The organism is Natronoarchaeum rubrum, from assembly GCF_024494695.1.
Genome location: NZ_JANHDP010000003.1, coordinates 206,271 through 232,230 on the forward strand (window position 1 = coordinate 206,271; position 25,960 = coordinate 232,230).

General features: G+C 67.3%; 24 protein-coding genes. 16 read left to right on the top strand and 8 right to left on the bottom strand.

From position 1 onward, the window contains the following. The first annotated feature begins 3 nt into the window (after nt 1-3). Together NO931_RS08685 and NO931_RS08690 are read left to right on the top strand one after the other, a co-directional pair. Nucleotides 4-2,616, top strand: a complete 2,613-nt coding sequence (locus tag NO931_RS08685; RefSeq protein ID WP_256391263.1) for a heavy metal translocating P-type ATPase — start codon at nt 4-6, stop codon at nt 2,614-2,616. A gap of 85 nt (nt 2,617-2,701) precedes the next feature. Beyond that, the gene (locus NO931_RS08690) at nt 2,702-3,691 is read left to right on the top strand and encodes a diacylglycerol/lipid kinase family protein (RefSeq protein ID WP_256391264.1); all 990 of its coding nucleotides are present in this window, start codon (nt 2,702-2,704) and stop codon (nt 3,689-3,691) included. Nucleotides 3,692-3,718: 27 nt separating this feature from the next. Here the strand turns inward: NO931_RS08690 and NO931_RS08695 are convergent, their stop codons facing one another. Further along, complete coding sequence (locus NO931_RS08695; RefSeq protein WP_256391265.1) at nt 3,719-4,381, bottom strand: alpha/beta hydrolase; 663 nt, start codon at nt 4,379-4,381, stop codon at nt 3,719-3,721. 147 nt (nt 4,382-4,528) lie between these two features. Between NO931_RS08695 and dph2 the strand changes: the two genes are divergently transcribed. The 3 genes from dph2 (at nt 4,529) to NO931_RS08710 (ending at nt 7,796) form a co-directional block, all read left to right on the top strand. Further along, nucleotides 4,529-5,575, top strand: a complete 1,047-nt coding sequence (gene dph2, locus NO931_RS08700; RefSeq protein ID WP_256391266.1) for a diphthamide biosynthesis enzyme Dph2 — start codon at nt 4,529-4,531, stop codon at nt 5,573-5,575. Nucleotides 5,576-5,718: 143 nt separating this feature from the next. Further along, the gene (locus NO931_RS08705) at nt 5,719-6,645 is read left to right on the top strand and encodes a cell division protein CdpA domain-containing protein (protein WP_256391267.1); all 927 of its coding nucleotides are present in this window, start codon (nt 5,719-5,721) and stop codon (nt 6,643-6,645) included. A 122-nt stretch (nt 6,646-6,767) separates the two neighbouring features. Then, on the top strand, nt 6,768-7,796 hold the full coding sequence (locus tag NO931_RS08710) for a disk-shape morphogenesis protein volactin (protein ID WP_256391268.1): 1,029 nt from the start codon (nt 6,768-6,770) through the stop codon (nt 7,794-7,796). Between the two features lie 23 nt (nt 7,797-7,819). On the opposite strand, the gene NO931_RS08715 is transcribed toward NO931_RS08710, so the two are convergent. Next, the gene (locus tag NO931_RS08715) at nt 7,820-7,990 is read right to left on the bottom strand and encodes a zf-TFIIB domain-containing protein (RefSeq protein ID WP_256391269.1); all 171 of its coding nucleotides are present in this window, start codon (nt 7,988-7,990) and stop codon (nt 7,820-7,822) included. Nucleotides 7,991-8,167: 177 nt separating this feature from the next. On the opposite strand from NO931_RS08715, the gene NO931_RS08720 reads away from it, so the two are divergent. Beyond that, complete coding sequence (locus NO931_RS08720) at nt 8,168-8,308, top strand: hypothetical protein (RefSeq protein WP_256391270.1); 141 nt, start codon at nt 8,168-8,170, stop codon at nt 8,306-8,308. Next, nucleotides 8,305-8,925, top strand: coding sequence for an METTL5 family protein (locus NO931_RS08725; RefSeq protein WP_256391271.1), 621 nt, complete (start codon nt 8,305-8,307; stop codon nt 8,923-8,925). Before NO931_RS08720 ends, NO931_RS08725 begins: the two co-directional genes overlap by 4 nt. On the opposite strand, the gene NO931_RS08730 is transcribed toward NO931_RS08725, so the two are convergent. Then, entirely contained in the window at nt 8,926-10,776 is a 1,851-nt protein-coding gene (locus tag NO931_RS08730; protein ID WP_256391272.1) for a rhomboid family intramembrane serine protease, read from the bottom strand. A 301-nt stretch (nt 10,777-11,077) separates the two neighbouring features. Beyond that, nucleotides 11,078-13,462 carry a DEAD/DEAH box helicase gene (locus NO931_RS08735; protein WP_256391273.1) on the bottom strand — a complete coding sequence of 795 codons (2,385 nt, stop codon included), beginning with the start codon at nt 13,460-13,462 and terminating at the stop codon, nt 11,078-11,080. 126 nt (nt 13,463-13,588) lie between these two features. On the opposite strand from NO931_RS08735, the gene NO931_RS08740 reads away from it, so the two are divergent. Continuing rightward, the gene (locus NO931_RS08740) at nt 13,589-14,032 is read left to right on the top strand and encodes a PH domain-containing protein (protein WP_256391274.1); all 444 of its coding nucleotides are present in this window, start codon (nt 13,589-13,591) and stop codon (nt 14,030-14,032) included. A gap of 9 nt (nt 14,033-14,041) precedes the next feature. Here NO931_RS08740 and NO931_RS08745 read toward each other — a convergent pair whose 3' ends face one another. Beyond that, nucleotides 14,042-14,521, bottom strand: a complete 480-nt coding sequence (locus NO931_RS08745) for a GNAT family N-acetyltransferase (RefSeq protein ID WP_256391275.1) — start codon at nt 14,519-14,521, stop codon at nt 14,042-14,044. Between the two features lie 184 nt (nt 14,522-14,705). On the opposite strand from NO931_RS08745, the gene NO931_RS08750 reads away from it, so the two are divergent. The 4 genes from NO931_RS08750 to NO931_RS08765 all read left to right on the top strand — a co-directional run bounded on the left by NO931_RS08750 (nt 14,706) and on the right by NO931_RS08765 (nt 18,553). Beyond that, on the top strand, nt 14,706-15,116 hold the full coding sequence (locus NO931_RS08750; protein WP_256391276.1) for an archease: 411 nt from the start codon (nt 14,706-14,708) through the stop codon (nt 15,114-15,116). 73 nt (nt 15,117-15,189) lie between these two features. Next, on the top strand, nt 15,190-16,275 hold the full coding sequence (locus NO931_RS08755; protein WP_256391277.1) for a DoxX family protein: 1,086 nt from the start codon (nt 15,190-15,192) through the stop codon (nt 16,273-16,275). Between the two features lie 89 nt (nt 16,276-16,364). Beyond that, a complete protein-coding gene (locus tag NO931_RS08760; RefSeq protein ID WP_256391278.1) occupies nt 16,365-17,825 on the top strand; it encodes an RtcB family protein in 1,461 nt (486 codons plus the stop codon). A gap of 401 nt (nt 17,826-18,226) precedes the next feature. Beyond that, the gene (locus NO931_RS08765; RefSeq protein ID WP_256391279.1) at nt 18,227-18,553 is read left to right on the top strand and encodes a hypothetical protein; all 327 of its coding nucleotides are present in this window, start codon (nt 18,227-18,229) and stop codon (nt 18,551-18,553) included. 77 nt (nt 18,554-18,630) lie between these two features. Here NO931_RS08765 and mce read toward each other — a convergent pair whose 3' ends face one another. Further along, the gene (gene mce, locus NO931_RS08770; RefSeq protein WP_256391280.1) at nt 18,631-19,014 is read right to left on the bottom strand and encodes a methylmalonyl-CoA epimerase; all 384 of its coding nucleotides are present in this window, start codon (nt 19,012-19,014) and stop codon (nt 18,631-18,633) included. Nucleotides 19,015-19,128: 114 nt separating this feature from the next. On the opposite strand from mce, the gene NO931_RS08775 reads away from it, so the two are divergent. After that, nucleotides 19,129-19,443, top strand: coding sequence for a YbjQ family protein (locus tag NO931_RS08775; RefSeq protein WP_256391281.1), 315 nt, complete (start codon nt 19,129-19,131; stop codon nt 19,441-19,443). Nucleotides 19,444-19,449: 6 nt separating this feature from the next. Then, the gene (locus NO931_RS08780) at nt 19,450-20,676 is read left to right on the top strand and encodes a CPBP family intramembrane glutamic endopeptidase (protein ID WP_256391282.1); all 1,227 of its coding nucleotides are present in this window, start codon (nt 19,450-19,452) and stop codon (nt 20,674-20,676) included. A 33-nt stretch (nt 20,677-20,709) separates the two neighbouring features. Here NO931_RS08780 and NO931_RS08785 read toward each other — a convergent pair whose 3' ends face one another. Next, entirely contained in the window at nt 20,710-22,395 is a 1,686-nt protein-coding gene (locus tag NO931_RS08785) for an acyl-CoA mutase large subunit family protein (protein WP_256391283.1), read from the bottom strand. Nucleotides 22,396-22,533: 138 nt separating this feature from the next. Between NO931_RS08785 and NO931_RS08790 the strand changes: the two genes are divergently transcribed. Continuing rightward, entirely contained in the window at nt 22,534-22,773 is a 240-nt protein-coding gene (locus NO931_RS08790; protein WP_256391284.1) for a DUF8142 family protein, read from the top strand. Nucleotides 22,774-23,211: 438 nt separating this feature from the next. Here NO931_RS08790 and NO931_RS08795 read toward each other — a convergent pair whose 3' ends face one another. Continuing rightward, on the bottom strand, nt 23,212-23,793 hold the full coding sequence (locus tag NO931_RS08795) for a GNAT family N-acetyltransferase (RefSeq protein WP_256391285.1): 582 nt from the start codon (nt 23,791-23,793) through the stop codon (nt 23,212-23,214). Nucleotides 23,794-23,930: 137 nt separating this feature from the next. Between NO931_RS08795 and NO931_RS08800 the strand changes: the two genes are divergently transcribed. Continuing rightward, nucleotides 23,931-25,937, top strand: coding sequence for an AMP-binding protein (locus NO931_RS08800; protein WP_256391286.1), 2,007 nt, complete (start codon nt 23,931-23,933; stop codon nt 25,935-25,937). Nucleotides 25,938-25,960: the final 23 nt, after the last annotated feature.

The window sequence follows — 25,960 nt, forward strand, 5'->3', positions numbered from 1 at the left end:
GTGATGAGTACGGAAACAGCACACCTCGAGATAACCGGGATGTCGTGTGCGACGTGCTCCTCGTCGATCGAGGAGTCCGTCGGCGGACTCGACGGCGTCGAGTCGGTCAACGCCAACTTCGCGACCGACGAGGGCACCGTCGAGTACGATCCCGAGGCAGTATCGCTGGCCGAGATCTACGACGCCATCGACGACGCGGGATACTCGGCCGACAGCGCGACGGAGACGGTCGGAATCGCCGGCATGTCCTGTGCCTCCTGCGCGGAGAGCAACGAGGAGGCCATCGAGGGCGTGCCGGGCGTGATCGACGCCAGCGTCAACTTCGCGACCGACGAGGCGCAGGTCCGGTACAACCCCGTCGACGCCGACCTCGAAGCGGTGTACGACGCGATCGAGGCGGCGGGCTACGAGCCCGATCGCCCCCAGACCGGCGCGGAGGGCGACACCGACAGCGAACAGCGCGAGTCGGCCGCCCAGCGCGAACTCGCCCGCCAGCGACGCCTCGTGATCGGCGGCGGCGTGCTCGCGGCGCCGTTCCTGCTGGTGATGGTCGAGATGTTCGGCGTCAACGTCGTGCCCGAGACGATCGCCGGCGTCGGCGTCGGCTGGATCGAGTTCGCGCTCGCGACCGTCCTGATGGCGACGCTCGGTCGGGAGTTCATCGTCGGCGCGTACAAGGCCGCCAAGAACAGCGGTCGGGCGAACATGGATACGCTGGTCGCGGTCGGCTCCTCGACGGCGTACCTGTTCAGCACGGCCGTCCTGCTCGACCTGATCGCCGACGCCGGCCTGTACTTCGAGGCCGTCGCGGTGATCCTCTGGTTCATCACGCTGGGCAACTGGCTCGAAGCGCGCTCGAAGGCCCAGGCTAGCGACGCGCTGCGCAAGCTGCTCGAACTCGAAGCCGACGAGGCGACGCTCGTCGAGGACGGCGAGGAGAAGTCCGTCCCCGTCGAGGATATCGAGGTCGGCGACGTGATGAAGGTCCGACCGGGCGAGAAGATTCCCACGGACGGCGTCGTCGTCGACGGTCAGAGCGCGGTCGACGAGTCGATGGTCACCGGCGAGTCCGTCCCCGTCGAGAAGGAGGAGGGCGACGAGGTCGTCGGCTCGACGATCAACGAGAACGGCGTCCTGCTCGTCGAGGCCACGCAGGTCGGCGAGGACACCGCGATCCAGCAGATCGTCCAGCGCGTCAAGGAGGCCCAGGCGCGCCAGCCCGACGTCCAGCGGCTGGTCGACACCGTCTCGGCGTACTTCGTCCCGGCGGTGATCGCCAACGCGATCTTCTGGGCGCTCGTCTGGTTCGCGTTCCCCGAGGCGCTGACCGGCTTCGTCGACTGGCTGCCCCTCTGGGAGCCCGTCGGCGGCGGCCCCGTCGCGGGCGGCATCTCGACGCTGGAGTTCTCGATGGTCGTGCTCGCGAGCGCGATCCTGATCGCCTGCCCCTGCGCGCTGGGGCTGGCGACGCCCGCCGCGACGATGGTCGGTTCGACGATCAGCGCGACCAACGGCGTCCTGTTCAAAGGCGCGGACGTGCTCGAACGCGTGCGCGGCGTCGACGTCGTCGTGTTCGACAAGACCGGGACGCTCACCCACGGCGACATGCGCCTGACGGACGTGGAGTCGGTTCGGGGTGGCATTGCGGCGGACGGGGGAGATGGTGATCGGGCGGCAGATGGCGGGCTCGTCGAGCAGGAAGCCGACGAGTCGCTCGTGCTCTCGGTCGCTGCGACGGTCGAGTCCGGCTCCGAGCACCCGCTCGCCGAAGCCATCGTCGCGGGCGCCGAGGACCGCGGCGTCGACGTCGACGACCCCGAGAACTTCGAGAACGTGCCGGGCCACGGCGTCCGCGCAGAGACGCCCCGCGGCGAGGCGCTGGTGGGCAACCGCAAGCTCATGCGGGACAACGGCGTCAACCCCGAGCCCGCCGAGGAGACGATGGAGCGCCTGGAGCGCGAGGGCAAGACTGCGATGCTGGTCGCGCTCGATGGAGAACTCATCGGCGTGATCGCGACCGCCGACACGGTTCGGGACAGCGCGAAGGAGACGGTCGCCGAGCTGCACGAGCGCGGGCTGGAGACGGTGATGCTCACCGGCGACAACGAGCGGACGGCCCACGCGGTCGCCGAGGAACTCGGAATCGATCCCGAGAACGTGTACGCCGAGGTGCTGCCCGAGGACAAGGCCGACGCCGTCGACGAGATCCAGGCGGACGGCACGCGAGCGATCATGGTCGGCGACGGCGTCAACGACGCGCCCGCGCTCACCGCGGCCCACGTCGGCATCGCGGTCGGCAGCGGCACCGACGTGGCCATCGAGAGCGCCGACGTGACGCTGATGCGCGACGATCCCGCCGACGTGCTGAAGGCGATCCGGATCTCCGAGGCGACGCTGCAGAAGGTGCGCCAGAACCTGTTCTGGGCCTTTGCCTACAACGCGTCGCTGCTGCCGATCGCCTCGCTGGGCCTGCTCAATCCCGCGCTCGCGGGGCTGGCGATGACCGGCTCCAGCGTCTCGGTGATGACAAACAGCCTGCTGTTCCGGAAGTACGACCCCCACGAGGACTACGTCCCGGTCGTGCTGAAGCCGCTGCGGCGGCTTCGCGGCGACTGATCGGGGCGGTCGCGACGGTGCAGTCGCCGTTCCGGGGTGCGACGCCGCCCGCCGTTTTTGTCCGGCGGCGTCGTGCGTACGCGTGATGGTCCCAACGTCGAGTGAGGACTCGCCGGACGAGGATGGCGACCGCTCCGCCGAGAATCGGCGCGCGATCCTGAACCCGACGAGCGGCCGCGCCGACCACGTCGAGCGGGTGCGCGACCTCGCCGCCGAGCGCGGGTTCGACGTCGTCGAGACCGAACGGGCGGGCCACGCGATCGAACTCGCCGAGCGCGCGGCCGCCGACGGCGTCGACCTGCTCGCGGTCTGTGGCGGCGACGGGACGCTCCACGAGGTCGTGGAGGGGCTGTACGACGCCGACTCGCTCGACGACGTGACGCTGTCCGTGGTCCCGTCCGGGACCGAGAACATCGTCGCCGAGCACCTCGGCGTCCAGTCGCTCGTCGACGGGTTCGACCTCGCCGAGACCGGCGAGACGCGGCGCATCGACCTCGGCGTCGCGGGCGACGAGCCGTTCGTGATGTCGGCGATCGCCGGGCTGCCGGCGGAGGCCAGCGCGGCCGCCACCCACGATCTCAAGCGGCGGTTCGGGTCGCTCGCGTTCGTCATCGGCGGCGTCCAGGAGACGCTGGCGTTCGACGGGCTGCGCGTCGCGGTCGAGGCGGACGCCGACGACGCGGCCCTCGAGGAGTCGACCGTCGAGGACGCGACCGGCGACGACGGCATCACCTGGCGCGGCGAAGCGTTGACCGTGCTGGTGGGCAACCTCCGGGAGTTCGGCAGCGAGGGCGCGCCGGCGGACGCCGAAGACGGGCTGCTCGACGTGACGATCGGCGAGCGGATGCCGCCGAGCGACGCCGTCGCCGAGACCGTCGCCCAGCGACTGCTCGGGCAGGACACCGAGCACGTCACGACGCTCAAAGCGAGCGCGATCGAGTTCGAACACCTCGGCGGGGATCCGGTGACGTTCAGCCTCGACGGCGAGATCCGACGGTTCGATACGGTGGCGTTCTCGGTGGTCCCGGGCGCGTTGCGGGTCCGCGTGGGGGAGGAGTACGGTCAGACCGGGTGACGCCGACGCGTGGACTGCCGGAGAAAATCACGCCAGCCTGTCGTCGAGCCACGCCAGCAGGTCTTGGAGTTCGTCCGGCCCGATCCCGTGGCCGACGTCGTAGGTGTTCGAGTCGACGGCGTAGCCCACTTCGCTCAGCCGGATGGCGGCGTTCTCGGCGCGGGCGGGCGGGATGATCTGATCCTGCTGCCCGGCGCCGACGAACACCGGCGTCCCCTCGATACCCTCGGGCGTCAGGTCGGCGTGAGACTCGGGCAGGTAGCCGTGAAGTCCGGCGGCCCACGCGAACCGGCCGGGATGTTCGAGCAGCAGCGCGAACGTCGATATCGCCCCCTGGCTGAAGCCGAGCAGGCCCAGCCGATCGGGATCGAGGTCGTACGCCTCGACGGCGGCGTCGATCGACTCGTCGATCAGATCGAGGCTCCGGCGGAACTCCTCGGCGTCGGGCTGGCTCTGGTGGAGCCCCCCGGCGGAGAGGTCGAGGTCGTACCAGGTGTATCCGCCCTGAAGGCGGTCGGGAGCGCGGAAGCTGACGACGAACAGCTCGTCGGGGAACCGCTGGGCGACCGGCAGCAAGTCGGTCTCGTCGGCGCCGCGGCCGTGAAACACGAAGACGGCCGGATGCGGGCCGTCGGCGTCGTCGGGCGGGCTGATCGTCTTGTGTTCGAGCGGAACGTCGGACTTCGTCATGGACGGACGCAAGCGTCCCAAGCGCTTGAATCCCGGCGTCCGCGGCCGGGCTGGCCGCATGCTCGCCGAGGCGGGAGTCCGCCAGGCGTCGTCACCCTCGCTTCAGTAACGTACGTGTTATACGTCGTGAGTCGCTACGAAGGTGCAATGAGCGAGCAGACGTACAGCGAGGGCGACCTCCGGAACACGGGGATGTCGCTCAAGCACGACCGGGAGTGGGACTACGAACTCGACCGCATCGTAACGGCGGTCGAGGAGCGCGACGCCGAGAAGGTCGGCTTGCAGTTCCCCGAGGGGCTCAAGCGCCGCGGGCCGCGAGTGGCCGACGATCTGCGCGAGCTCGTCGACGACGACGTGACGATCATGCTGTCGGGCCAGCCGTGTTACGGCGCCTGCGACCTCGACACGTTCCTGATGCGGCGGACCGACGTGTTCGTCCACTTCGGGCACAGCCCGATGAAGGAATCGGAGAAGATCATCTACGTGCCGCTGTTCTCGAACGTCGACGTGCTGCCGATCATGGAGGAGGCCGAGGAGAAACTCGCCGACCCCGAAGACGATCCCGAGGTCGGCCTCGTCACCACGGCCCAGCACATGAACCGGTTCGACGACATGGCCGACTGGCTCGAAGACCGTGGCTACGAGGTCCAGACCCGCCGCGGCGACGAGCGGCTCACCCACGAGGGGCAGGTGCTGGGCTGTAACTACGCCTCCGCGGACGTCCCCGCGGACCAGGTGCTGTACGTCGGCGGCGGGAAGTTCCACCCGCTCGGGCTGGCGATGGAACACCCCGACAAGAAAGTCGTCATCGGCGACCCCGTCAACAACGTCGTGACGATCGCCGACACCGAGAAGTTCCTCAAGCAGCGCTACGCCACCGTCCACAAGGCGATGGACGCCGAGACGTGGGGCGTCATCTTCTGCACGAAGATCGGCCAGGGCCGCATGGACCAAGCCGAGAAGATTCTCGACGAGAACGAGAACGCCTACCTCATCACGATGGACGAGGTGACGCCGGATCGGCTGCGCAACTTCGGCTTCGACGCCTTCGTCAACACCGGCTGCCCGCGGATCACGACCGACGACGGCCCGCAGTTCCACAAGCCGCTCTTGACACCCGGCGAGTACGAGATCGCCGTCGGCAACAAGCCGCTGGACGAACTCAGCTTCGACACGTTCCACGGCACCTGGTAGTCAGACGCCGTTCGTTCTCCATCGTCGTTTTTCTCCGATCGCCGCTCTTCACCAGCCGCCGCGCCCGACGCCGTTCGTCCATCCTACCAAACAGGAAATAATTAGCAGAACAGTCATGACCATGGGGTAAGTAATCGGCGTCAATGACAGAGGACGCGACGGGGGAGCTCCCCGACAACAAACTGTTCGAGCTCTACGAACAGTACCTCGGCGAACCGGACGCGGAGACGGACGTCTATCTCGGGTTCGGGTTGTTCTTCGTCGGCATCGCCTTCGCGGTGACCGGGCTCGGCCTGTTCGCGTGGTCGGGCGCGTTCGAGTACGGGACCGGCGCGTTCTGGTCCCGCCGAGCGCTGTCGTTCGCGCTCGGGATGCTGTCGGTGCCGACGCTGATGTTGAGCCTCGTCGTGCTGCTGCCGGTCGAACGGCGCGCGACATTGAGCGCGTCGGGCGGCTGGGCGATCACGCTGCTTTCGGTCGTCGCGTTCTGGCAGGTGTACCCGAGCAACTGGAACGTCGCCGAGGCGGCCGACTACAGCATCCAGGTGACTGCGGTGTACGCGCTGGGGATGACCGTCATCACGGCTTCGACCGGCGCGGCGCTGATCGCTCACCAACTGGCGCGCGCCCGCCCCGGCCCGGCCGACATCGACCCCGTCGAGGACGACGAGGACGAGGAGACCACCTACACGACCGAACAGATCGAGGATGACATCGAGGACGCGATGGAGGGCGTCGACCTCTCGTGGGGCGGCGTCGAGAAACACGAGTCCAAGCGCCTGGAGTTCTCCACCGGCCCGGAGTTCGACGCCTCCGGCGTCGACGTCGAGGCGACCACCACCCGACAGGAAGGCAGCGTCGACGATCAGGTCAGCGGACTCCGCCAGCTCAAGGGCGGCGATAAGAAGACCGCCACCTCGGAGTCGACGGTCGACGACCAGACGAACAAGCTCAAAGAACTGCGCGAGAAGCGCCGCAAGGAGGAAGCGGCCGACGACGACGAAGGGATCGTCGCCGGTATCGGCGGCTCGGGCCTGCTCGATCGGGTCCGGAGCGCGCTCCGTCGCTGACTGGACCGCGGTCTCGCCGGCATCCCGACGCCGGCTCCCTTCGTTCGGACATGTTTTCTTACCAGAAAGTTACGCAATTATTTCACATAGTTTTATTGTACGTGGGACAGGTTGTTCCGGATATGGCGAAAGGCCTAGACGTCGGCACGATGAACATCCTGTCGGCACAGCAGGATGGGAACGACACAGTATTCGTCCAGCAGCGTAACTCCTTCGTGGAGATTGACTACTCCGACATGGCGGAACAGATGCTTTCGCGGAGCGAAGTCCTCCACATCCGGAAGGACGACAAGGTGTACGTCGTCGGTGACGACGCCCTGAACTTCGCGAACATCTTCAATCGGGAGACGCGCCGCCCGATGCAGCACGGCATCCTGTCGTCCGACGAGAAGTCCGCGATCCCGATGATGAAACTGATCATCGAGCAGGTCGTCGGCGAACCGAACCATCCCAACGAGAAGCTGTACTTCTCCTCGCCCGCGGACCCGATGGACTCGGACATCTCGACCCTGTATCACCAGAAGACTCTGGAGTCGTTCATCGACGACATGGGGTACGACGCCGAGCCGATCAACGAGGGGATGTCCGTCATCTACAGCGAACTCGCCGACAACGACTTCACCGGGCTGGGCATCAGCTTCGGCGCCGGGATGACGAACGTCTGTCTGGCGTACTACGCGGTGCCGGTCATGAAGTTCTCGGTCGCCCGCGGCGGCGACTGGGTCGACGAGCAGGCCGCGCAGGCGACCGGCACGCCGGTCGACAAGGTCACCTCCATCAAGGAGGAGGACTTCGAACTCGACTTCGAGACGGACGTCGGCGGCGTCGAAGGCGCGCTGTCGATCTACTACGAGAACCTGCTCGACTACGTCATCGAGAAGATCGTCGAGGAAGTCGACGACGAGGACGTCGAGGAGGGCCTCGACGTGCCGGTCGTCGTCACGGGCGGCACCTCCAGCCCCGACGGGTTCGAGGCGCTGTTCCGCGACCACCTGCAGGACGCCAACATTCCGTTCTCGATCAGCGGCGTCAGCCACGCCGACGAGCCCCTCTACAGCGTCGCGCGCGGTGGCCTCGTGGCCGCACGCTCCGACGAAGAAGAGCAGGCGACGAGCGGCGGCGCGGAAGCCGAAGCGGCGGCAGACGAGTAAGCAGTCGGCGCGACGAACGACACTCAGTTACTTTTTTTGAAGCGATCGAGCGCCTCCTGCCAGGATTCCAGTTCATCAGGCTTGCTCTCGTGGCTCACGGCGACCCCCACGTAGCCGCACTTCTCGCAGCCTTCGGCCTCGCGACCGAACAGCGCGTACGTCTCGAGCGTACCCGAACAGCGCGGACAGTCCATGGACGTGCGATCGAGTGGCACCCTCTTAATAATTGGTTCATCGTGATCGCGCTCGCCCCGGAGACGCGCCACAGGGACCGTCTCCAACCAGCCTTCTGTGATCAGAGGAGCGGAAATAAAATGACTCCTGAGCATGTACCAACGTTTTTGAATTCACACCGTGTATGGTCGTCCAGTATGACCATCACGCGGACGCCCCTCGTCGACCGACCGATCGTACGACGCCGCGGCGACGGCGTCGCGCCGGTGCGAACCGACGCCGCCGCGGGGCAGGCACAGGACGACGGACCGACGGCCGCGTGCGAGCGTCGGACATGAGTACGAAGCGGCAGCTCGCCCAGCAGCTGGCGGTCGTGGCGGGCTTCGAGAGCCCGAGCGCCGAACTCGAACAGTACCCCACGCCGCCGGAGCTGGCGGCCCACCTGATCCACGTCGCGGACCTGCAGGGCGACGTCGAGGATCGGACGGTCGTCGACCTCGGGACGGGAACGGGGATGCTCGCGCTCGGCGCCGCGCTCCGGGGCCCGCACAGGGTCGTCGGCGTCGACGTCGACCGCGCCGCGCTGGGAACCGCCAGGGAGAACGAGCGGCGGGTCGGTACGGCCGCCGAGATCGGGTGGGTGCAAGCCGACGCCACCCGAGCGCCGCTGGCGGTCGAGGACGCAACCGTCGTGATGAACCCGCCCTTCGGCGCTCAGGATGGTAACGAACACGCCGACCGGGCGTTTCTGGAGACCGCCAGCGAGATTGCGGCGGTGTCGTATTCGATCCACAACGAGGACAGCGCCGAGTTCGTCGAGGCGTTCGCCGACGACAACGGGGGCGAGGTCACGCACGCGTTCCGCGCGGAGCTGGACATCGAGCGCCAGTTCGAGTTCCACGACGCCGACAGCGAGGCGCTCGACGCCGAGGTCTTCCGGATCGAGTGGTCCTGACTACCGGTACACTTCCTCGCGGGCTACGGCGACGCTGGTGCCGCCTCGCTCGGCCGTGACGACGAGTCGGCCGTCGCGACGCTCGGTCGAGAACGTCACCCCGCCCGCGTCCGCAACGGCGCCGGCGTCCGGAATCGCGACGCGACCGAGTGACCCGTTGTCGCGCTCGACCCGGAGGTAGAACTCCCCTTCCTCCGGGACGACCGACACCGAGCGGTTGTCGATCCGCGGTTCGGCCGTGTAGCTTTCTGACGCGAACGCGTGGCGCTTCGGACCGCTGGCGGAATCGAGCCACACCTGATAGGCCGTGTCGTTGCCCGCCGCGGTCCAGCCCTGGCGGGTGGCGACGACCCGCTCGCTCCAGCCGACGCCGCCGAGTCGGAAGCGTACCTCCCCGGTGTAGGCGAGTCGTTGGCTCGATGCCTGACGCAACCAGAGGTGCCGCTGCTCGCTGGTGACGATCACCCCGCTGGTCTTGACCGCGGTCGTCTCGCCGGCCGCCTCGATCTCGATCACGGACACCATCTGATTGGTGACGTTCTCGGCGTACGTGACGGTGTAGTCCTCGACGTCGACGGCTTCGCCCTCGGGGACGGCGTCGTCGCCGACGGTGACGAGGTTTGGGACGATCCCCGGCCCGGCCAGCACCGCCAGACCGATCAGGACGGCAGTGATGGCGACGTGGCGGCGGGTGATCCCTCCGAACGGCGACCGGTCGGAGCCAGCTACCCACACGACCATCGTGTATAGTATCTGTATCCCGACTGTTATCGCGACAGCCACGCTGACGCTGCCGACGAACGCCGGACCGACGCCCAGGTACACGACGAGCGACAGTCCGGTGATCAACGCGATCGATAGCGCCGTCTGCAAGGGCGAAAATGGATCGATCAGCGTTCGCTTTCGGGAAACCAGCGGCCGATCGGACGCCACGGCGGCGACGGTGACCAGCAGCGCGAGCAACAGCACGAGCGCGACGCCGACGCCGCGGTACAGGACGTACGTCCCGCCGCCGCGGAACCAGTAGACGGCCCAGAGCCCCTGTACGACGGCGAACACGAGCGCGGCGAGCCAGACGCGCGCGGCGCTCGGCCGCCCCTCGCGGCGGTACAGCACCGCCAGCCCGAGCACCAGCCCGAGAAAGAGCCCGAGCGCGTGGCCCTGGATCGCGATCCCGGCCCACGACGGCGGCGAGGGCGGGCTCGCCGAGACCGTCACCGACACGACCGGGTCGAGCAGCGCCGGGACGACCGTCGAGACGACGCTGGAGACCAGCAGTGCGACCACCGTCGCGACGGGGTAGTGGACCAGGGCGAACCCGGCGAACGCGAACACGACGCCCGAAAAGCCGATGACGGGGCCGAGCGCGAACAGACTGGTCAGCAGTCCGAGACCGAGCACCGCGGCCGGGAAGATCACGAACGCCCTGATCCAGGGGTTCGTGCGCCACGAGTCGAACGAGTTGCTGCCTCGCTCCTGGGGCAAGTGCCCCCACGCGTACTCGGCGATCGGCGCGAGCACGAGCGTCGCCCGGAGGTTACCCCGCAGATGGCCGGGGCCGGCGTGGGAAAAGCCCGATGCGAGCCATCCCGTCGGGTAGAGATACGACCACGACCGGAACGGGATCGTCACGGGGTCGAACCAGTACCAGTACCCTCGCTGGAGGAACAGGTACACCGCGAGGACGAACGCCACGGAGACGAGCGTCCCCCAGGGGACGCCGAGCAGGAGGCGAGAGCGGAGGCGGCGCCCCCACGCCCCGCCGGGCCGGTCGACGCGAACGATCGCGATCGCCGACACCGCGAGCAGCGCGACGACGCCGCCGACCAGCGCGGCCCACAGCGGATTCATACCAGTCAAAGGGAGCGTGGTGTTGAAAGAAGTTGCGAGGACCGGAGCAGTACGAAGCGTTTGATCGTGAGATGCGCCTTCCGGTAGTGTCACGACCACCACGAAAGCCCCCGCCGGCTTCGGTCGAGGGGCTCCGTGCGCGTGCTCGCTTCGCTCGCGTGCTACGGTCGCCCGTCTTCCCGGAGCCGGCAGCCCCTTTCAGTCCCGCCCGTGTCGGCTGATCAGTCAGGCATCGCGGGTGGGACTTTCGCGGTGTTGGTCGCCGCTGTTCCGGTCCCGAGGTATTCGAGCAAGCCGTAACTTACTGAGGATCGAGCAGCCGATCGACCAGATCCAGCGCCAGCCCCTTCGAGAGCGGGTCGTTGGCGTTCCCGCAGTGGGGCGACTGCACGCAGCTCGGACAGCCGTCGTCGCAGGGACACTCCGCGAGCAGCTCTCGCGTGCGGCCGAGCATCTCCGGCAGGCGCTGGTACCCCTCGCGCGTCAGCCCGACCCCGCCGGGGTAGCCGTCGTAGACGAAGATCGTGCTCTCGCCGGTGTGGGGATGCCGGGGCGTCGACAGGCCCCCGATGTCGCGCCGGTCACACAGCACCTGCAGCGGGAACAGCGAGATGAGCGCGTGCTCGGCGGCGTGGATCGCGCCCTCGAACGTGTCCTCCAAATCCGTCGCAGTCGCCCGGAGATCGGCCTGCATCGAATCGGGCTGGGTGAAGTACAGCGCGCGCGTCCGGAGCGTCGTCTCCGGTAGGTTCAGCGTCTCGCGGGCGATCGGCTCGCCGCGCTTGGCGTCGCGGCGCTCGAAGCCGGTGATCTGCTTGCGCATCGTCACCTCCGCGAAGCGAACCGTCACGTCATCCTGACGAGGCGAAGCCGAGTCAGGGCTCGTTGAGCTTTGCTCAACGGTGTCGCGGTCGGAAAGCCGTCGCTCGTCGATGTCGCGCTCAACGGTGATCTCCTTGTCGTGCAGGACGCGCGTATGGTAGTCCGTCCACGTCGGCGAGAGCTCCGCGAGATCCCGCTCCAGATCGAGTTCGGTCACCTCGTAGCGCTGGCCCTGGTGGTGGTAGATCGCGCCGGGATGGGCGTCCCGGAGCGCGTCGCCGAACGGCAGACTGGCGATGGCGTCGCCCGAGCGCGCGTCGAGGAGCTGGATCTCGCGATCGTCGATCGAGCGCAGGCTCATCTCGTGGTGCGGGCTGCCGTCGACGTCGGCCGTCCAGCGGACGCCCTCGTTGGTCGTCCGGCGCTCGAGGTCGCCGACGGACTCCAGCTCCGCGACGACGTCCGGAAACTGGGCGCCGAAGTGGCGCTCGTCGCCGGCCGAGAGCCAGTTCTCGCGCGCCGCTGCGAGGACGTGCGGCGGGACGAGCTGGTCGTTCTCGGGGTTGGCGACGGCGTGCTCGGGATCGCCGGAAAACAGCTCCTCGGGCGTGCGCATCACGTACTGGTCGAGCTGGTCCTCGCCGGCGACCAGCGCGACGAGCGAGGGATCTGTTCCCCGTCCCGCGCGCCCGGCCTGCTGCCACGTCGCCATCTTCGTCCCGGGGTAGCCGTCCAGAATCACGGCGTCGAGCCCGCCGATGTCGACGCCGAGTTCGAGCGCGTTCGTGCTCCAGGCGCCCCGAATGTCGCCGTCGTGGAGCCCGGCCTCGATCTCGTCGCGACGCTCGCGTCTGAGCGCTGCCTGATACGCGGTGACGCCTGCGGCCTCGTCCGAAAAGCCGCGGTCTCGCAGTTCCTCGGCGCTGTCGCTCGCGTAGCGCTCGGCGGTCTGGCGCGCCCGCGTGAATACGACCGTCTGGTAGCCCTTGCCGACGAGGTCGACGAACAGGCGTTTGGCCTCGACGTGGTTCGAGCGCCGATGACCGGAACCCTGATTCTCGCGTTCGTACTCCGGCGGGTTCCACAGCAGCCAGTGGGTCGGGCCGGACGCCGAAGCGTCCTCGTCGACGACCGAAAACGAGTCGGCGGGCTGGCCGGTCACGTTCCCGGCGTGCTCGGCGGGGTTGGCGATCGTCGCCGAGCAACAGACGAACTGCGGATCCGAATCGAACCGCTCGCACAGGCGCTGGAGTCGGCGCATCACGAGCGCGACCTGACTGCCGAACACGCCGCGGTACTCGTGAACTTCGTCGATCACCACGGTTTCGAGGCGCTGGAAGAACCAGTCCCACAGCCGGTGGCCGTGGGGCAGGATGCCGTAGTGGAGCATGTCGGGCGTCGTCAGCAGTACGGTGGGCTGCCGGTCGCGGACGCTTTCCTTCTCGGATTTCGAGAGCCGACCGGTGTACCGGTCGACGGTGACGCCGCTGGCGAAGCCCAGGTCGTGAGCCAGATCCGACAGCGTCTCGGCCTGATCGTTGATCAGCGCGACCTGCGGGGCGATATACAGCGTCGTCGCCCGGCGGTCCAGCGCCCGCTCGAACGCCGGGACGGTGTACGCGAGGCTCTTGCCGCTCGCGGTCGGCGTCGCCAGCACGGCGTTGCGCCCGTCGCGGATCTTCTCGATCGCATCGGCCTGATGCGCGTACGCCGACTCGATACCCCGGTCGGCCAGCGCGTCCGCCAGCCGATCCTCGACGTCGAGAGCTGCGAGGTCGGCGTCACTTCCGGGGACGACGCGCCGGTCCGCGATCTGGCCCTCGTAGTACGGACGCCCGCGCAGCCACTCGATCGTCTCGTCCACGGGCGCTCTTTCGACTCGGTAGTAGTAACGATGTCGACCGCAGGAGGCGTGAAGCCCATGACCGGCGCGCTCCGACGGGGATTCCTGCCGAGGAACGTCGATAAATTCAACTTGTAAGCGCCCGGTGTGGCGATCATGTCGGCGCTCGACGTGTTCATGCGGCTACTGGGCGAGCCGTCTCGGGACGAGTTCGATCTCGACGACGACGAGGCGGTGCGATTCGAGGCGCGCGCGAACCACACCCAGAACCGGCGCCGGGCGGTCGGCGGGAAGCTGTTCGTAACCGACCGGCGCGTGGGGTTTCGCCCGCACTCGTTCGACGACACGCTCGGTGGCAAGCACGTCGACGCGCCGCTGGAGGCGATCGAGACCGTTACGACCGAACCAGCCCGCCGGTCGCTCGGGGCCATCCTCCGCAGTCCGCTCGAAGCGCTGTTCGGCGGCGGCCTGCGGGCGCGACTCCGCATCGAAACCGACGACGGAGACGCGGAACTGTTCTTCGTCGACGACATCGAGACTGCGATCGACGTGATCGAGGACGCCCGACGGCAGCGCACAGCGAGTCGCTGAGCCGCGAGACTATCGGCGCCGGACGAGATCGCTGAGCTTGCTCGCGAGGCCCGCGTCGTCGCCGAGTTTGAGGTAGTAGGCGTCGCCGCCGTCCTCGTAGTAGGCGTCGATGCGGCGCTTGATCTCGAAGCCCAGCGACTCGTAGAACTGCAGGGCGCTGTCGTTCGTCGCGCGGGCGTGGCAGGTCACCGAGTCGTGTTCCTCCGCCACGGTGGCGACGAGTCGCTTGCCGAACCCCTCGCCGCGATAGCCGGGCGCGACCGCGAGAAACAGGATGTAGCCGTCCCGGCGTACCGCCGCGAAACCCACGAGGTCGTCGCCGTCGACCAGCAGGTGGACCGTGGATCGTCGGTAGGCGTCGGCGAAGAAGCTGCGGCGCTGCTTGAGCACCCCGTCGGACTGGCGAATGGTCTCCTTGAGGTCCCAGGCGTCCTCCAGGCGGTCGTCGCTGCCGGGGGCGACGACGCTCGTGTCGACGTTGACGCTCACTACCGGTACGTATTCGGGACGCGAATATAATTCCACCGGCAATCTCCCTCCGGTCGATTGCCGGGCGTTGCCTCGCTTCGCTCGGCAACACACCGGCAGACTCGCTGCGATCCGCTGACTGACGATCCGGTGCGCCGCCGCCGAACCGACCGATTGACGGTCGCCACTCCCGTCCGTTAGCGCAGTGAGCTACGAGTTGCGCGATCACACGGCCGACGTGGCCGTCGAGGCCGAGGGACCGACGTTCGACGCCGTCGCCGGGGCCGTCGCGGACGGGCTGGCCGCGGCGATGTGCGACGACGTCCCCGGAGAGGGCGAGCGCTTCGACGTGCGCGTCGACGCCGAAAGCCGGGAGGCGTTGCTCTTTGACTATCTCGACGAACTGATCTACCAGCGCGACGTGCGCGGCGTGCTGCCGGTCGACAACGAGGTCGAGATCGCCGAGCGAAGCGGCGAGTTCGAACTGCACGGATCGGCCCGCGGCGTCCCGCTGTCTGTGGTGTCGGCCCGCGAGATCAAGGCCGTCACCTACTCCGAGATGGAGATCGCGGAAACGGCGGACGGCTGGCGCGCGTACGTCGTCTTCGACGTCTGAGTTTCGGCGCGGGGTCCGCGTTCGGGCGTCCCGAAGCGGATCACGTTTTACTCTGGCTCCCCAAGTACCGGCCATGAACCGTCATATGGCGGGGTACGCGGGAGCGATCGTTGCGGCGCTGTGGCTGCTCGTTCAGCCCGCGGCGGCCCACGTCAGGTACGTCTCCGACGAGCAAGAGGGACAGGCCGGGCTGGCGTTCGCCGTCGACGTGCTCTCCGAGCCGCTCAATCTGGCGCTGGTCGGCGGCGGCGCCGTCGCGACGCTGGCCGGCGCGGTCGCGTACCTGCGATTCCGCCCGGCCCGGACTGATCTGGCCGTGCTCCGCGAGACGCTGTCGGGGTATCGCGATCTGGTCCCGTGGATGCTCCGGCTCTCGCTGGGGCTTCCCCTCGTGGGCGCGGGCTTCGCGGGCTACTTCTTCAGCCCCGAAGTGATGTGGTCGGTGCGCGTGTTCCAGGTCGCGGTCGGCTTCCTGCTCCTCTTCGGCCTCGCAACGCGGGCCGTGGCGGCGATCGGGTTACTCGCCTACCTCGTCGCGCTGCCGTTCGCCCCCGACCTGCTGCTCGCGTTCGAGTACATTCCGGGGTTCATCGCGATCGTGCTGGTCGGCAGCGGCCGGCCCAGCGCGGATCACATGCTCAAGCAGGTCGCCGGGACGCCGGGGACGATCTACGGGCGCTTCGACCCCGTCTACGGACTTGCGGACTGGTTCGACGGAGTGATCGAGCCCTACGAGCGCTACGCGCCGACGGTGGTCCGGGCCGGTCTCGGGATCGCGTTCGCGTACCTCGGGATCGTCGAGAAGCTGCTCGCGCCCGGCACGGGACTGGCGGTCGTCGCGAAGTACGACCTCACGGCGGTCGTGCCCGTCGACGCCGGACTCTGGGTGCTCGGCGCGGGTCTGACCGAGCTCGCGCTCGGCGTCGCGCTGTTCCTCGGCGTGTTCACGCGCGGCGGCGCCGCCGTCGCATTTCTGATGTTCACGCTGACGCTGTTCGGACTGCCGGACGATCCGGTGCTTGCCCACGTCACCCTGTACGGCATGGTGTCGATGCTCCTTATCACGGGGAGCGGCCCGCTGGCGGTCGACAACTGGCTGCGCGAACCCACGGAGGACGCCGAGGCGTCCGGGCGCGCTGGCGTGCCCGGAGACGACTGACGGCGTCTGTCCGTCCGTCACCGACCGACGACACGTCGGTGCGGCGACGACTCGAAACCTATTCCGGTGCTGCGAGGCGATATACGGGTATGACCACCTACGACGCCGACGGTATCACCCTGCACAAACTGCGGGACTACGTCTGGGAGATTCCACAGGAGGGAGAGATGCGCGCGCCGGCGCGCGTGCTCGCCAGCGAGCAGTTGCTCGACGAGATTTCTGAGGACAAGACGCTCCAGCAACTCAAGAACGCGACCCACCTGCCCGGGATCTCGAAGTACGCCATCTGCATGCCGGACGGCCACCAGGGGTACGGCTTCCCGGTCGGCGGCGTCGGCGCGCTCGACGCCGAAGACGGCTGCATCTCGCCGGGCGCGGTCGGCTACGACATCAACTGCGGCGTCCGGATGATGACGACGAACCTCACGTACGACGACGTGCAGGGCAAGGAAGAGGAGCTCGTCGACGCGCTCTTTGCGAACGTTCCGTCGGGACTCGGCGGCGGCGGCATCGTCGAGAGCGGAATCGACACGGTCGAAGCGGTGCTGGAGCGCGGCGTCGAGTGGGCCGTCGAGGAGGGGTACGGCGTCGAGGACGACCTCCGGGCCTGCGAAGACGAAGGGCGGCGTCCCGACGCCGATCCGAGCGCGATCTCCCAGAAGGCCAAGGACCGCGGGAAAAACCAGCTCGGAAGCCTCGGCAGCGGGAACCACTTCCTCGAAGTCCAGCGCGTCACCGACGTGTTCCGCCAGGACGTCGCCGACGAGTTCGACCTCGAAGAGGACCAGATCGTCGTGCTGATCCACTGCGGGAGCCGAGGTCTCGGGCACCAGACCTGCAACGACTACCTCCGAGAGATCGAGAAGACCCACTCGGGACTGCTGGACCAGCTGCCCGACAAGGAACTCGCGTCGGCGCCCGCCGGCTCGCAGCTCGCCGAGGAGTACTACGGCGCGATGTGCGCGGCGATCAACTTCGCGTGGGTGAACCGGCAGCTCATCATGCACCGCACGCGCCGGGTGTTCGAGAAGGTGTTCGACCGGACGTGGGAGCAGATGGAGATGCAGCTGCTGTACGACGTCGCCCACAACATCGCCAAGAAGGAGACCCACGAGGTCGACGGCGAGGAGAAGAGCCTGTACGTCCACCGAAAGGGCGCGACGCGGGCGTTCCCCGCCGGCCACCCCGAGGTGCCCGCGGCGTACCGCGATGTCGGCCAGCCGATCATCATCCCCGGCAGCATGGGCGCGGGCAGCTACGTCCTCCGGGGCGGCGACCAGTCGATGGCCGAGACGTTCGGCTCGACGGCTCACGGCGCCGGCCGACTGATGTCCCGGACGCAGGCGAAAAACGAGTTCTGGGGCGGCGACGTGCAGGACGATCTCGAAGAACAGCAACAGATCTACGTCAAGGCCCAGAGCGGCGCCACGGTGGCTGAGGAAGCGCCTGGCGTCTACAAAGACGTCGACGAGGTGGTGCGCGTCTCCGACGCGCTGGGGATCGGCGACAAGGTCGCCCGGACGTTCCCGGTGTGTAACATCAAGGGCTGATCAGATCACCCGGCGCGCGTGAGCAACGCGCGCGAGGGCTCTCGCGCCCCTCCGTGGGCGCGGAACAGGTTGGGGAGGTGGAGGTTGCGGTCGGTTTCTGGCGGACTAAAAGGGCGAGCCGCGCTCCGGGAAAATCGGCGAAGTAGCACCGAAGCGGAGCGAAGCGAGCCGCGCGACCGGAGCGTGCCGAGGGCTTTCGAGGAGTAGTCGTCCGGACCAGCAGTCGCCAGAAGCGCAGTAAGAGCTTTCGAGGCGTTCAGACGTGATCGCGTACTCCCAGCAGTAGTGGCTAGCGCGGTTCCGTATTCGGAAATGCGGTTGAAAATGGATCGCGTGGTTCGGGAGCCCCGTGTGCCTACTGAACGGCAGATATTTAAGCAATAATGGTTGACATGAACTCTATGGACGCCCTCCAAAAGCACAGGAGTTCCCCCACGCTCTCCGAGTCGAGTATTGTCCTTATTGGTCTCGTGTTTGCTATTGTCGGCCTCACATTTCGAGACTCGTTCGGATTCATGTCACTTCTCGCTGCGCTAGGGATTGGCCTTGTCGTCGCTGGAGTGGTCTATCTCGCTGTCGAAGGTCCCGAACTAATCCGACTATCACTGGCGTTCATTTCACTCGTTGCGCTGCCACTGTTCGCCTATGGCAGCCTCGTCCGATGGATTGGTGCGGTTCTGATTGGTGTCGTCGTCGTTGGCGCTTTGTACAGTAGGATCTCGGAGTAAGCGAACGGTTTGCATCCTGTACTGAACGCGAGTTTCACGCCGCCCTCTGAATACGGAAATCGTAGTACCAACTGCTGCTAGTGCTCGACGAACTCGATCAGCACGCCGCCCGTGTCGTCGGGATGCAGAAACGCCACGTCGTGCCCCCAAGCACCTTCTCGCGGCTCCTCGTCGATCAGGTCGATGCCCATCTCTCGTGCGGTCTCCAGCGCCGCTTCGATGTCGTCGGTCGCCACCGCCAGATGGTGAACGCCGGGGCCGTGCTTGTCGAGAAAGCGCGCGACGGTGGCGTGTTTGATCGGTTCGAGCAACTCGAAGAAGCCGTCGCCCAGATCGAGAAACGCGATCCGAAGCCCGTCGAGTTCTTCCTCGTGGGCGACCGGGGCGCCCAGTAGCTCGCCGTACAGCTCCGCCGCGGCGTCGAGATCGTTCGTCGCGATCCCGGCGTGGTCGAAGTGCATACGAGAACCGACATCCCGAGGGAAGTTCACAGTTCGGGTCCCAATCCGGCGATCGGGCGTTTTGCCCCGAAATGACAATTAAAAGTTATATAGTTTCAAAATACATATAATAGTATGGAGATCACCACGACCGAAACGGTCCCCGGCAGCGATATCGAGGAAGTACTCGGCGTCGCGCGGGGCAACACTGTCAAGGCCCGGAACGTCGGTCGAGACATCACCCAGTCGCTGCGGAACGTGACTGGCGGGGAGCTCAAGTCCTACTCGTCGCTGATGTCGGAGGCGCGCGAGGAAGCTCTCGACCGAATGCGACAGGACGCCGAAGAGCTCGGCGCGGACGCGGTGGTCAACGTCCGGTTCGACTCCGCCGAGGTCGTCAGCAAGGGCGCCGAGATCATCGCCTACGGGACCGCCGTCAGCCTGGACTGAGTGGCGATGAGCGACAACGATCCCGCTGGCGCGGGCGTCGTCGCTGGCAGCGCCGTCGGTGTCGCGACCGGGGCGTTCGTCCTGGTGACGCTCGTGCTCGGCCGCGCCGAGGTGATCGCGGATTTCCGGACTGCGATGCCAGCCGGTCGCACAGATCTCTCCCCGGAGATCGTGTTCTGGATCACGGCGATCGTCGGACCGGCGTTCCGGCTGGCGATCGGAACGATCGTCGGATCGCTCGTCGGTGTCGTCTACGACTGGCTGGACAGTCCGGGGGCGCTCGTCCTGTTCGGGATCGTGGCGATCGTCGGCGCTCTCGACACCGTGACGACGAACGTCCCGGCGAGTCAGTCGGCCACGGTCGCCGTCGTCCTCGGAAGCTGGATCATCTACGTCCCGCTGTTTCTGTACATCCACGGCAGAAACGACTCGAGGACGGCGACGGCAGCGGCAGGGAGAAGCGATGTCGCGACGCGGTCCGCAGGCGGTTCCTTTCCCGTCGATCGACGCCCGTTCGCGCTCCTGACAGCTGTCGGCGTCCTCGGCGTGCTCGCCGGGGCTCCGTACGTGCTGGCCCTTCAGTCGGGTGGCGAACCGATCGCGGTCGCCGCGGGGTTCGTGTTCACGAACGGGTTGCTGGTCACGGGCGCCGTGATCGTGGGGCTCCGCGCCGGTCCGGCGATCGGATTCGACGCGCCGACGTTCGACAGGTGGAAGCCCAGCCTGCGCTCGCAGCCGTTGCTCGTACCGGCGACAGCGGGCGCACTCGTGGGAGTTGCGCTGATCGCGCTGGACGCGTGGGTGTTCGCACCGCGTGTGTCGACGGCTGGGAACGTTGAAGCGCCCGCTCAGTGGCGGAGTTGGCTGCTCGTGCTGTACGGCGGCATCACGGAGGAGCTGTTGTTGCGGTTCGGCCTGCTCACCGGGCTGGTGTGGGTCGCGACGACTATATTTCGGGGGAATCGGCCGGACGGGACCGACGCATCGCAGTCGATCGTCTGGGGTGCGATCGTCGCGAGCGCGGTTGGGTTCGGTGCGCTTCACCTCTCGGCCGCCGCCCTGACCTTCGAGATGACCGCCGCCGTCGTCGTCCGGACGTTGACGCTGAACGGGCTCGCAGGCGTCGTCTTCGGATGGCTCTACTGGCGCCGAGGACTCGTCGGAGCGATCGCCGCCCACCTCGCGACCGATCTCGTGCTCAACGTCGTGGCGCCACTGGCCCTGGGTGGGTGACCGAACGCCGCCGACCGGAGACAAGCGGGACGCTCAAACGGCCCCGCCGCCCTGATACTCGCCGAACTCGTCGCGCAACACGTTACAGATCTCGCCGACCGTCGCGTAGGCTTTCACCGCGTCGATCAGCGGCGGCATCAGGTTCTGCTCGCTCTGAGCGGCGTCGCGGACGGCCGCCAGCCGGTCCTCGACGACCTCGTCGTCGCGCTCTTCGCGCACCGACTCCAGCCGTTCGACTTGCCGGCGCTCGTCCTCCTCGGTGACCTCTTCCAGGTCCATCGCCTGTTCTTCTTCTTCGATCTGGAACTCGTTGACGCCGACGATGATCCGGTCGCCCGACTCGACGTTCTGCTGGCGGTCGTAGGCGACGTCCTGGATCTCGCGCTGGACCCACTGCTGATCGATCGCCCGGAGCATCCCGCCGCGCTCGTCGACCTCGTCGATGAGCTCGAAGGCTTCGTCCTCCAGATCGTCGGTGAGCGACTCGACGTAGTAGCTCCCGCCCAGCGGGTCGATCGTGTCGGCGGCACCGGACTCGTGGGCGAGGATCTGCTGGGTACGGAGGGCGGTCCGCACCGATTCCTCCGTGGGAAGCGCGAGCGCCTCGTCTTTCCCGTTGGTGTGGAGGCTCTGGGTGCCCCCCAGCACCGCCGCCAACGCCTGATACGCCACGCGAACGACGTTGTTCTCGATCTGCTGGGCGGTCAGCGTCGAGCCGGCGGTCTGGGTGTGGAACTTCAGCTGCTTCGATTTGGGATCTTCGGCGTCGAACCGTTCGTCCATGATTTTCGCCCACATCCGCCGGGCGGCGCGGAACTTCGCGACCTCCTCGAGGATGTTGTTGTACGAGGCGAAAAAGAACGAGAGCTGCGGGGCGAACTCGTCGACGTCGAGTCCGGCCTCCAGCGCCGCTTCGACGTACTCGATGCCGTTGGCGAGCGTGAACGCGATCTCCTGGGCGGCCGTGGCGCCGGCTTCGCGGATGTGGTACCCCGAGATCGAGATGGTGTTGAACTTCGGCGTCTCGGCGGCGCAGAAGTCGAACACGTCGGTGATGATCCGCATCGACTGCTCGGGCGGGTAGATGTAGGTGTTCCGTGCGACGTACTCCTTGAGCACGTCGTTCTGGATGGTCCCTCGCAGTTCCTCGCGATCGACGCCCTGCTGGTCCCCGAGCGCGATGTACATCGCCAGCAGCACCGACGCGGGCGCGTTGATCGTCATGCTCGTCGAAACCTCCGAGAGGTCGATGCCCTCGAAGACGGTCTCGAAGTCCCGGAGCGAGTCGATGGCGACGCCGGACTTGCCGACCTCGCCGCTGGCCATCGGGTCGTCCGAGTCGTACCCCATCTGGGTCGGCAGATCGAACGCCATCGAGAGTCCGGTCTGACCCTGATCGAGCAGGTAGCGGAAGCGCTCGTTGGTCTCCTCGGCGGTGCCCATCCCCGCGTACTGGCGCATCGTCCAGAGCCGCCCGCGATAGCCCGTCGGGTAGACGCCGCGGGTGTAGGGCTCCTCGCCGGGGAAGCCAATCTCCTCGTCGTAGTCCTGCTCGGCGACGTCGGCGGGCGTGTACAGCCGGTCGACGGGCTGGCCCCCGGTATCGGTCCTGAACTGCTCCTGGCGCTCGCCGAACCGTTCCACGGTGGGGTCGACCTGCTCGGCCTCCCACTCCTCCTTCTTGGAACGGATCTCCTCCAAGTCGTCGGAATCGAACATTGTTTATCACGATGGATGGTGCCGGCTTAAGGATTGGCGACCGTCGACGCCGAACTCGTCGCGACGCGCGACCCGACGGCGGCGTCCGGACGCCGCCGACCGGTTCGTTTTTGCCGCCGGACGACCGAAGGTCGACTGATGGACGCTCCCATTCCCGACGTCGACGACGCCGAGGACGGGCCGGGAACGAGTCGCCTGCGCGCCACGCTGGCGATCCTCCCGTTCCTCGTGCTCGGACTGACCAGCGTCGCGCTCGTCCTGCAATGGGGGCTCAAGCCGCTGTGGGTGTTCGTGATGCTGCCGCCGATCCTCTTTATCAGCGTGATCGGCTGGATCGCGTTCAAGTACGGCATCGGCGAGGAGCCCGAGGCAGGGTGAGCGATCGATCCAGACCGTCGATACCGACTCGCATTCCGACAGGTTCCCGGAAAAACTATCAACTAGAATCTTCCACATCCGCCGATCCGACGGCTTTCGTAATCCCAAATCTTCCCTCAACCCACTACAGCGCCCCGCTCTCGTCTGTCGTGAACTATCCTCCAATTTGTCACCCCGACAATTGATTCTTAACTCCCCGTCCCCTCGGTTCTGGTATGACGTGGAACTACCGCCGCAACCGAACCAGAGCAGAAGAGAAGAAAGAAGAAGCGACCGCGGGCGTCGACGACACGTCCGTTCTCGCGGCCGTTCTCTCGACCTGAACGGCGGCGTCACGACGCCGCGCCCCGGACCGAAGACGTACCCGGGTCGAAAACGCCGTTCCGCAACCGCTGATCTGCGGCCCTCCGACGTGCGATTTTGCGCTCTCCTCCCCGCTCAGCGACCGGTGTCGTACTTGTAGGTCGCCGATTCGGGATCGATGCCGAAGTCCTCGGCGTTCTCGTCGGGGTCGGACTCGGTCTCCTCCTCGTCGGCGTGCTTGAACCGCTCGCGCAGCCGGTCGGGCATCTCGAACTCGTCGACGTCGACGACGACCGGCGTCGCGTCCGGCGCGCTCGCCTCGCGCTTGGCGTCGAGACGCTCTCGTAGCTTCTCGGGCAGTTCCTCGGCGGCGACGCTCTGGAACCCGAACTGCGCGAGATACCCCGGCTCGTCGGTGAGGCTGTAGACGCGCTCGAACCCCTGATCGCGGGCCTGCTCGATCAGCCGTTCGAGCACGTGCGCGCCGACGCCCTGCTCGCGCCAGCCCGTCAGGACGCCGATGCTCGTGAGCTCGCAGCGTTCGCCGTCGTCGGGCTTGTGGATGCGGATCCGTCCGAAGCCGGCTTTCGTCCCGGACCGCTCGTCGATCGCGATCACGTAGTCGCGCGAGCGAAACGCGGTCGCGTCGAGGCCCATCTCCTCGATGTGATCCAAGAGCCACACCTCCTCGCGGTTCTTCGCGTCCCGGACGTACATGTCCGGTACTACTCGCTCCGCGACAAAGACGTTACCGACGGCGGTGGCCGTTCGTGGGGCGATCCGCTCCGCGCGGCCGCGGACCGATCGGCGGCGCGAAACTTCTTAATCGTTCGTGCAAAATTTGCGCGTACGCCATGCCATCTCTCAGCGACGTCGACGAGGTCGTCCACGAGCCCACCGAGGCGTTCGTCGAGTCGACGAACGTCTCCGAGTTCATGCAGGAGTACGGCATCGACGACTACGACGAGTTGATCGCCCGCACGACCGGCGACGTGGCGGGCGAGGAAGCGTCGGGGATCGACTGGTTCTGGGACGAGATCGTCGACTACCTCGGCGTCGAGTTCTACGAAGAGTACGATCAAGTACGCGACGACGCCGAGGGGCCGCAGTTCACCGACTGGTACCCCGGCGGCCGGATCAACGCGGCCCACAACGTCGTCGACCGCCACGCCGCCGACGCCGAGGCGCGCGACGACGTCGCCGTGCTCTGGGAGGGCGAGGGCGGCGAGGTTCGAGAGATCACCTTCGCCGACCTCGCCGCCGAGACGAACCGGGTCGCCAACGCGCTGGAGGCTCGCGGGATCGACACCGGCGACACCGTTGGCATCTACATGCCGATGGTGCCCGCGGTCGTCCCGATTCTCTACGGCTGCCTGAAAGTCGGCGCGGTCGCCGTCCCGATCTTCTCGGGCTTCGGCGTCGACGCCGTCGCGACCCGGATCGACGACGCCGAGTGCTCGGTGCTATTTACTGCGGACGGGTTCTACCGCCGGGGCGACCCCGTCTTCCTCAAGGACACCGCCGACGAGGCGATCGGACAGGCGGGCCACGTCGAGGACACGATCGTCTACGACCGGCTGGGATCGGGCGACCCGGACGTCGCCGCCGACATCCCGTGGCGCGACGAGCGCGACCAGTGGTGGAAACACGCCGTCGACCCGCAGGACGACGAGTACGAAACCAAGTCGCTCCCGAGCGATCAGGAATCGATGCTGCTGTACTCGTCGGGGACGACCGGCGAGCCGAAGGGGATCGTCCACACGCACGCCGGGGCGCTGCTGCAGGCCGCCAAGGAGATCTACTTCGGCTTCGATCACGAGCCCGACGACCGCTTTTTCTGGGTGTCTGACATCGGCTGGATGATGGGCCCCTGGACGCTGCTGGGCAACCACGCCTTCGGCGGCACCGTCGTGCTCTACGAGGGCGCGCCGGACTACCCCGATCCCGACCGCTTCTGGGAGATGATCGATCACCACGACGTGACGGCGTTCGGCGTCTCGCCGACGGCGATCCGGGCGCTGCGCAAGCACGGCGAGGACTGGGTGGACGACCACGACCTCTCCAGCCTGCGCCTGCTCGGCTCGACCGGCGAACCCTGGGATCCCGAGTCCTGGCGCTGGTTCTACGAGCACGTGGGGAACGGAGAGTGCCCGATCATCAACATCTCCGGCGGCACCGAGATCATGGGCTGTTTCCTGATGCCGATGCCGACCCAGTCGCTCAAGCCCTGCACCCTCGGCGGGCCGGGGCTCGGGATGGCCGTCGACGTGGTCGACTCGTCGGGCGAATCGGTCGCCGCCGACGGCGAGCAGGGCTTTCTGGTCGCCCGGGACTCCTGTCCCTCCATGACGAAGTCGCTGTGGAGCGGCGACGAGCGCTATCTCGAGGAGTACTGGTCGAGTTGGGATGGCCTCTGGGATCACGGCGACTGGGCGCAGGTCGACGACGACGGGTTCTGGTTCCTCCACGGACGGGCCGACGACGCGATCAACGTCGCCGGGCGCAAGGTCGGCCCCGCCGAGGTGGAGGGCGCGCTGATCGACCACGGCGCCGTCAACCAGGCCGCCGCCGTCGGCGTCCCCGACGAGACGACCGGGCAAGCGGTCGTGTCCTACGTGGTACTCGAATCCGATAGGCAAGGAACCGAGGATCTCCGGCTCGAACTCCGCGAGCACGTCGGTACCGAGCTGGGCAAACCGTTCCGCCCGCGCGACGTGCTGTTCGTCGACGAGTTCCCCAAAACCCAGAGCGGGAAAATCATCCGCCGGGCGATGGCGGCGGCCTACGCCGGCGAGGATCCGGGCGACCTCTCCAGCATCGAGAATCCGGAGGCGCTGGAAGCGATCCGGTCGAAGCGCTGAGCGGTTTCGGCGTCACCGCGGCG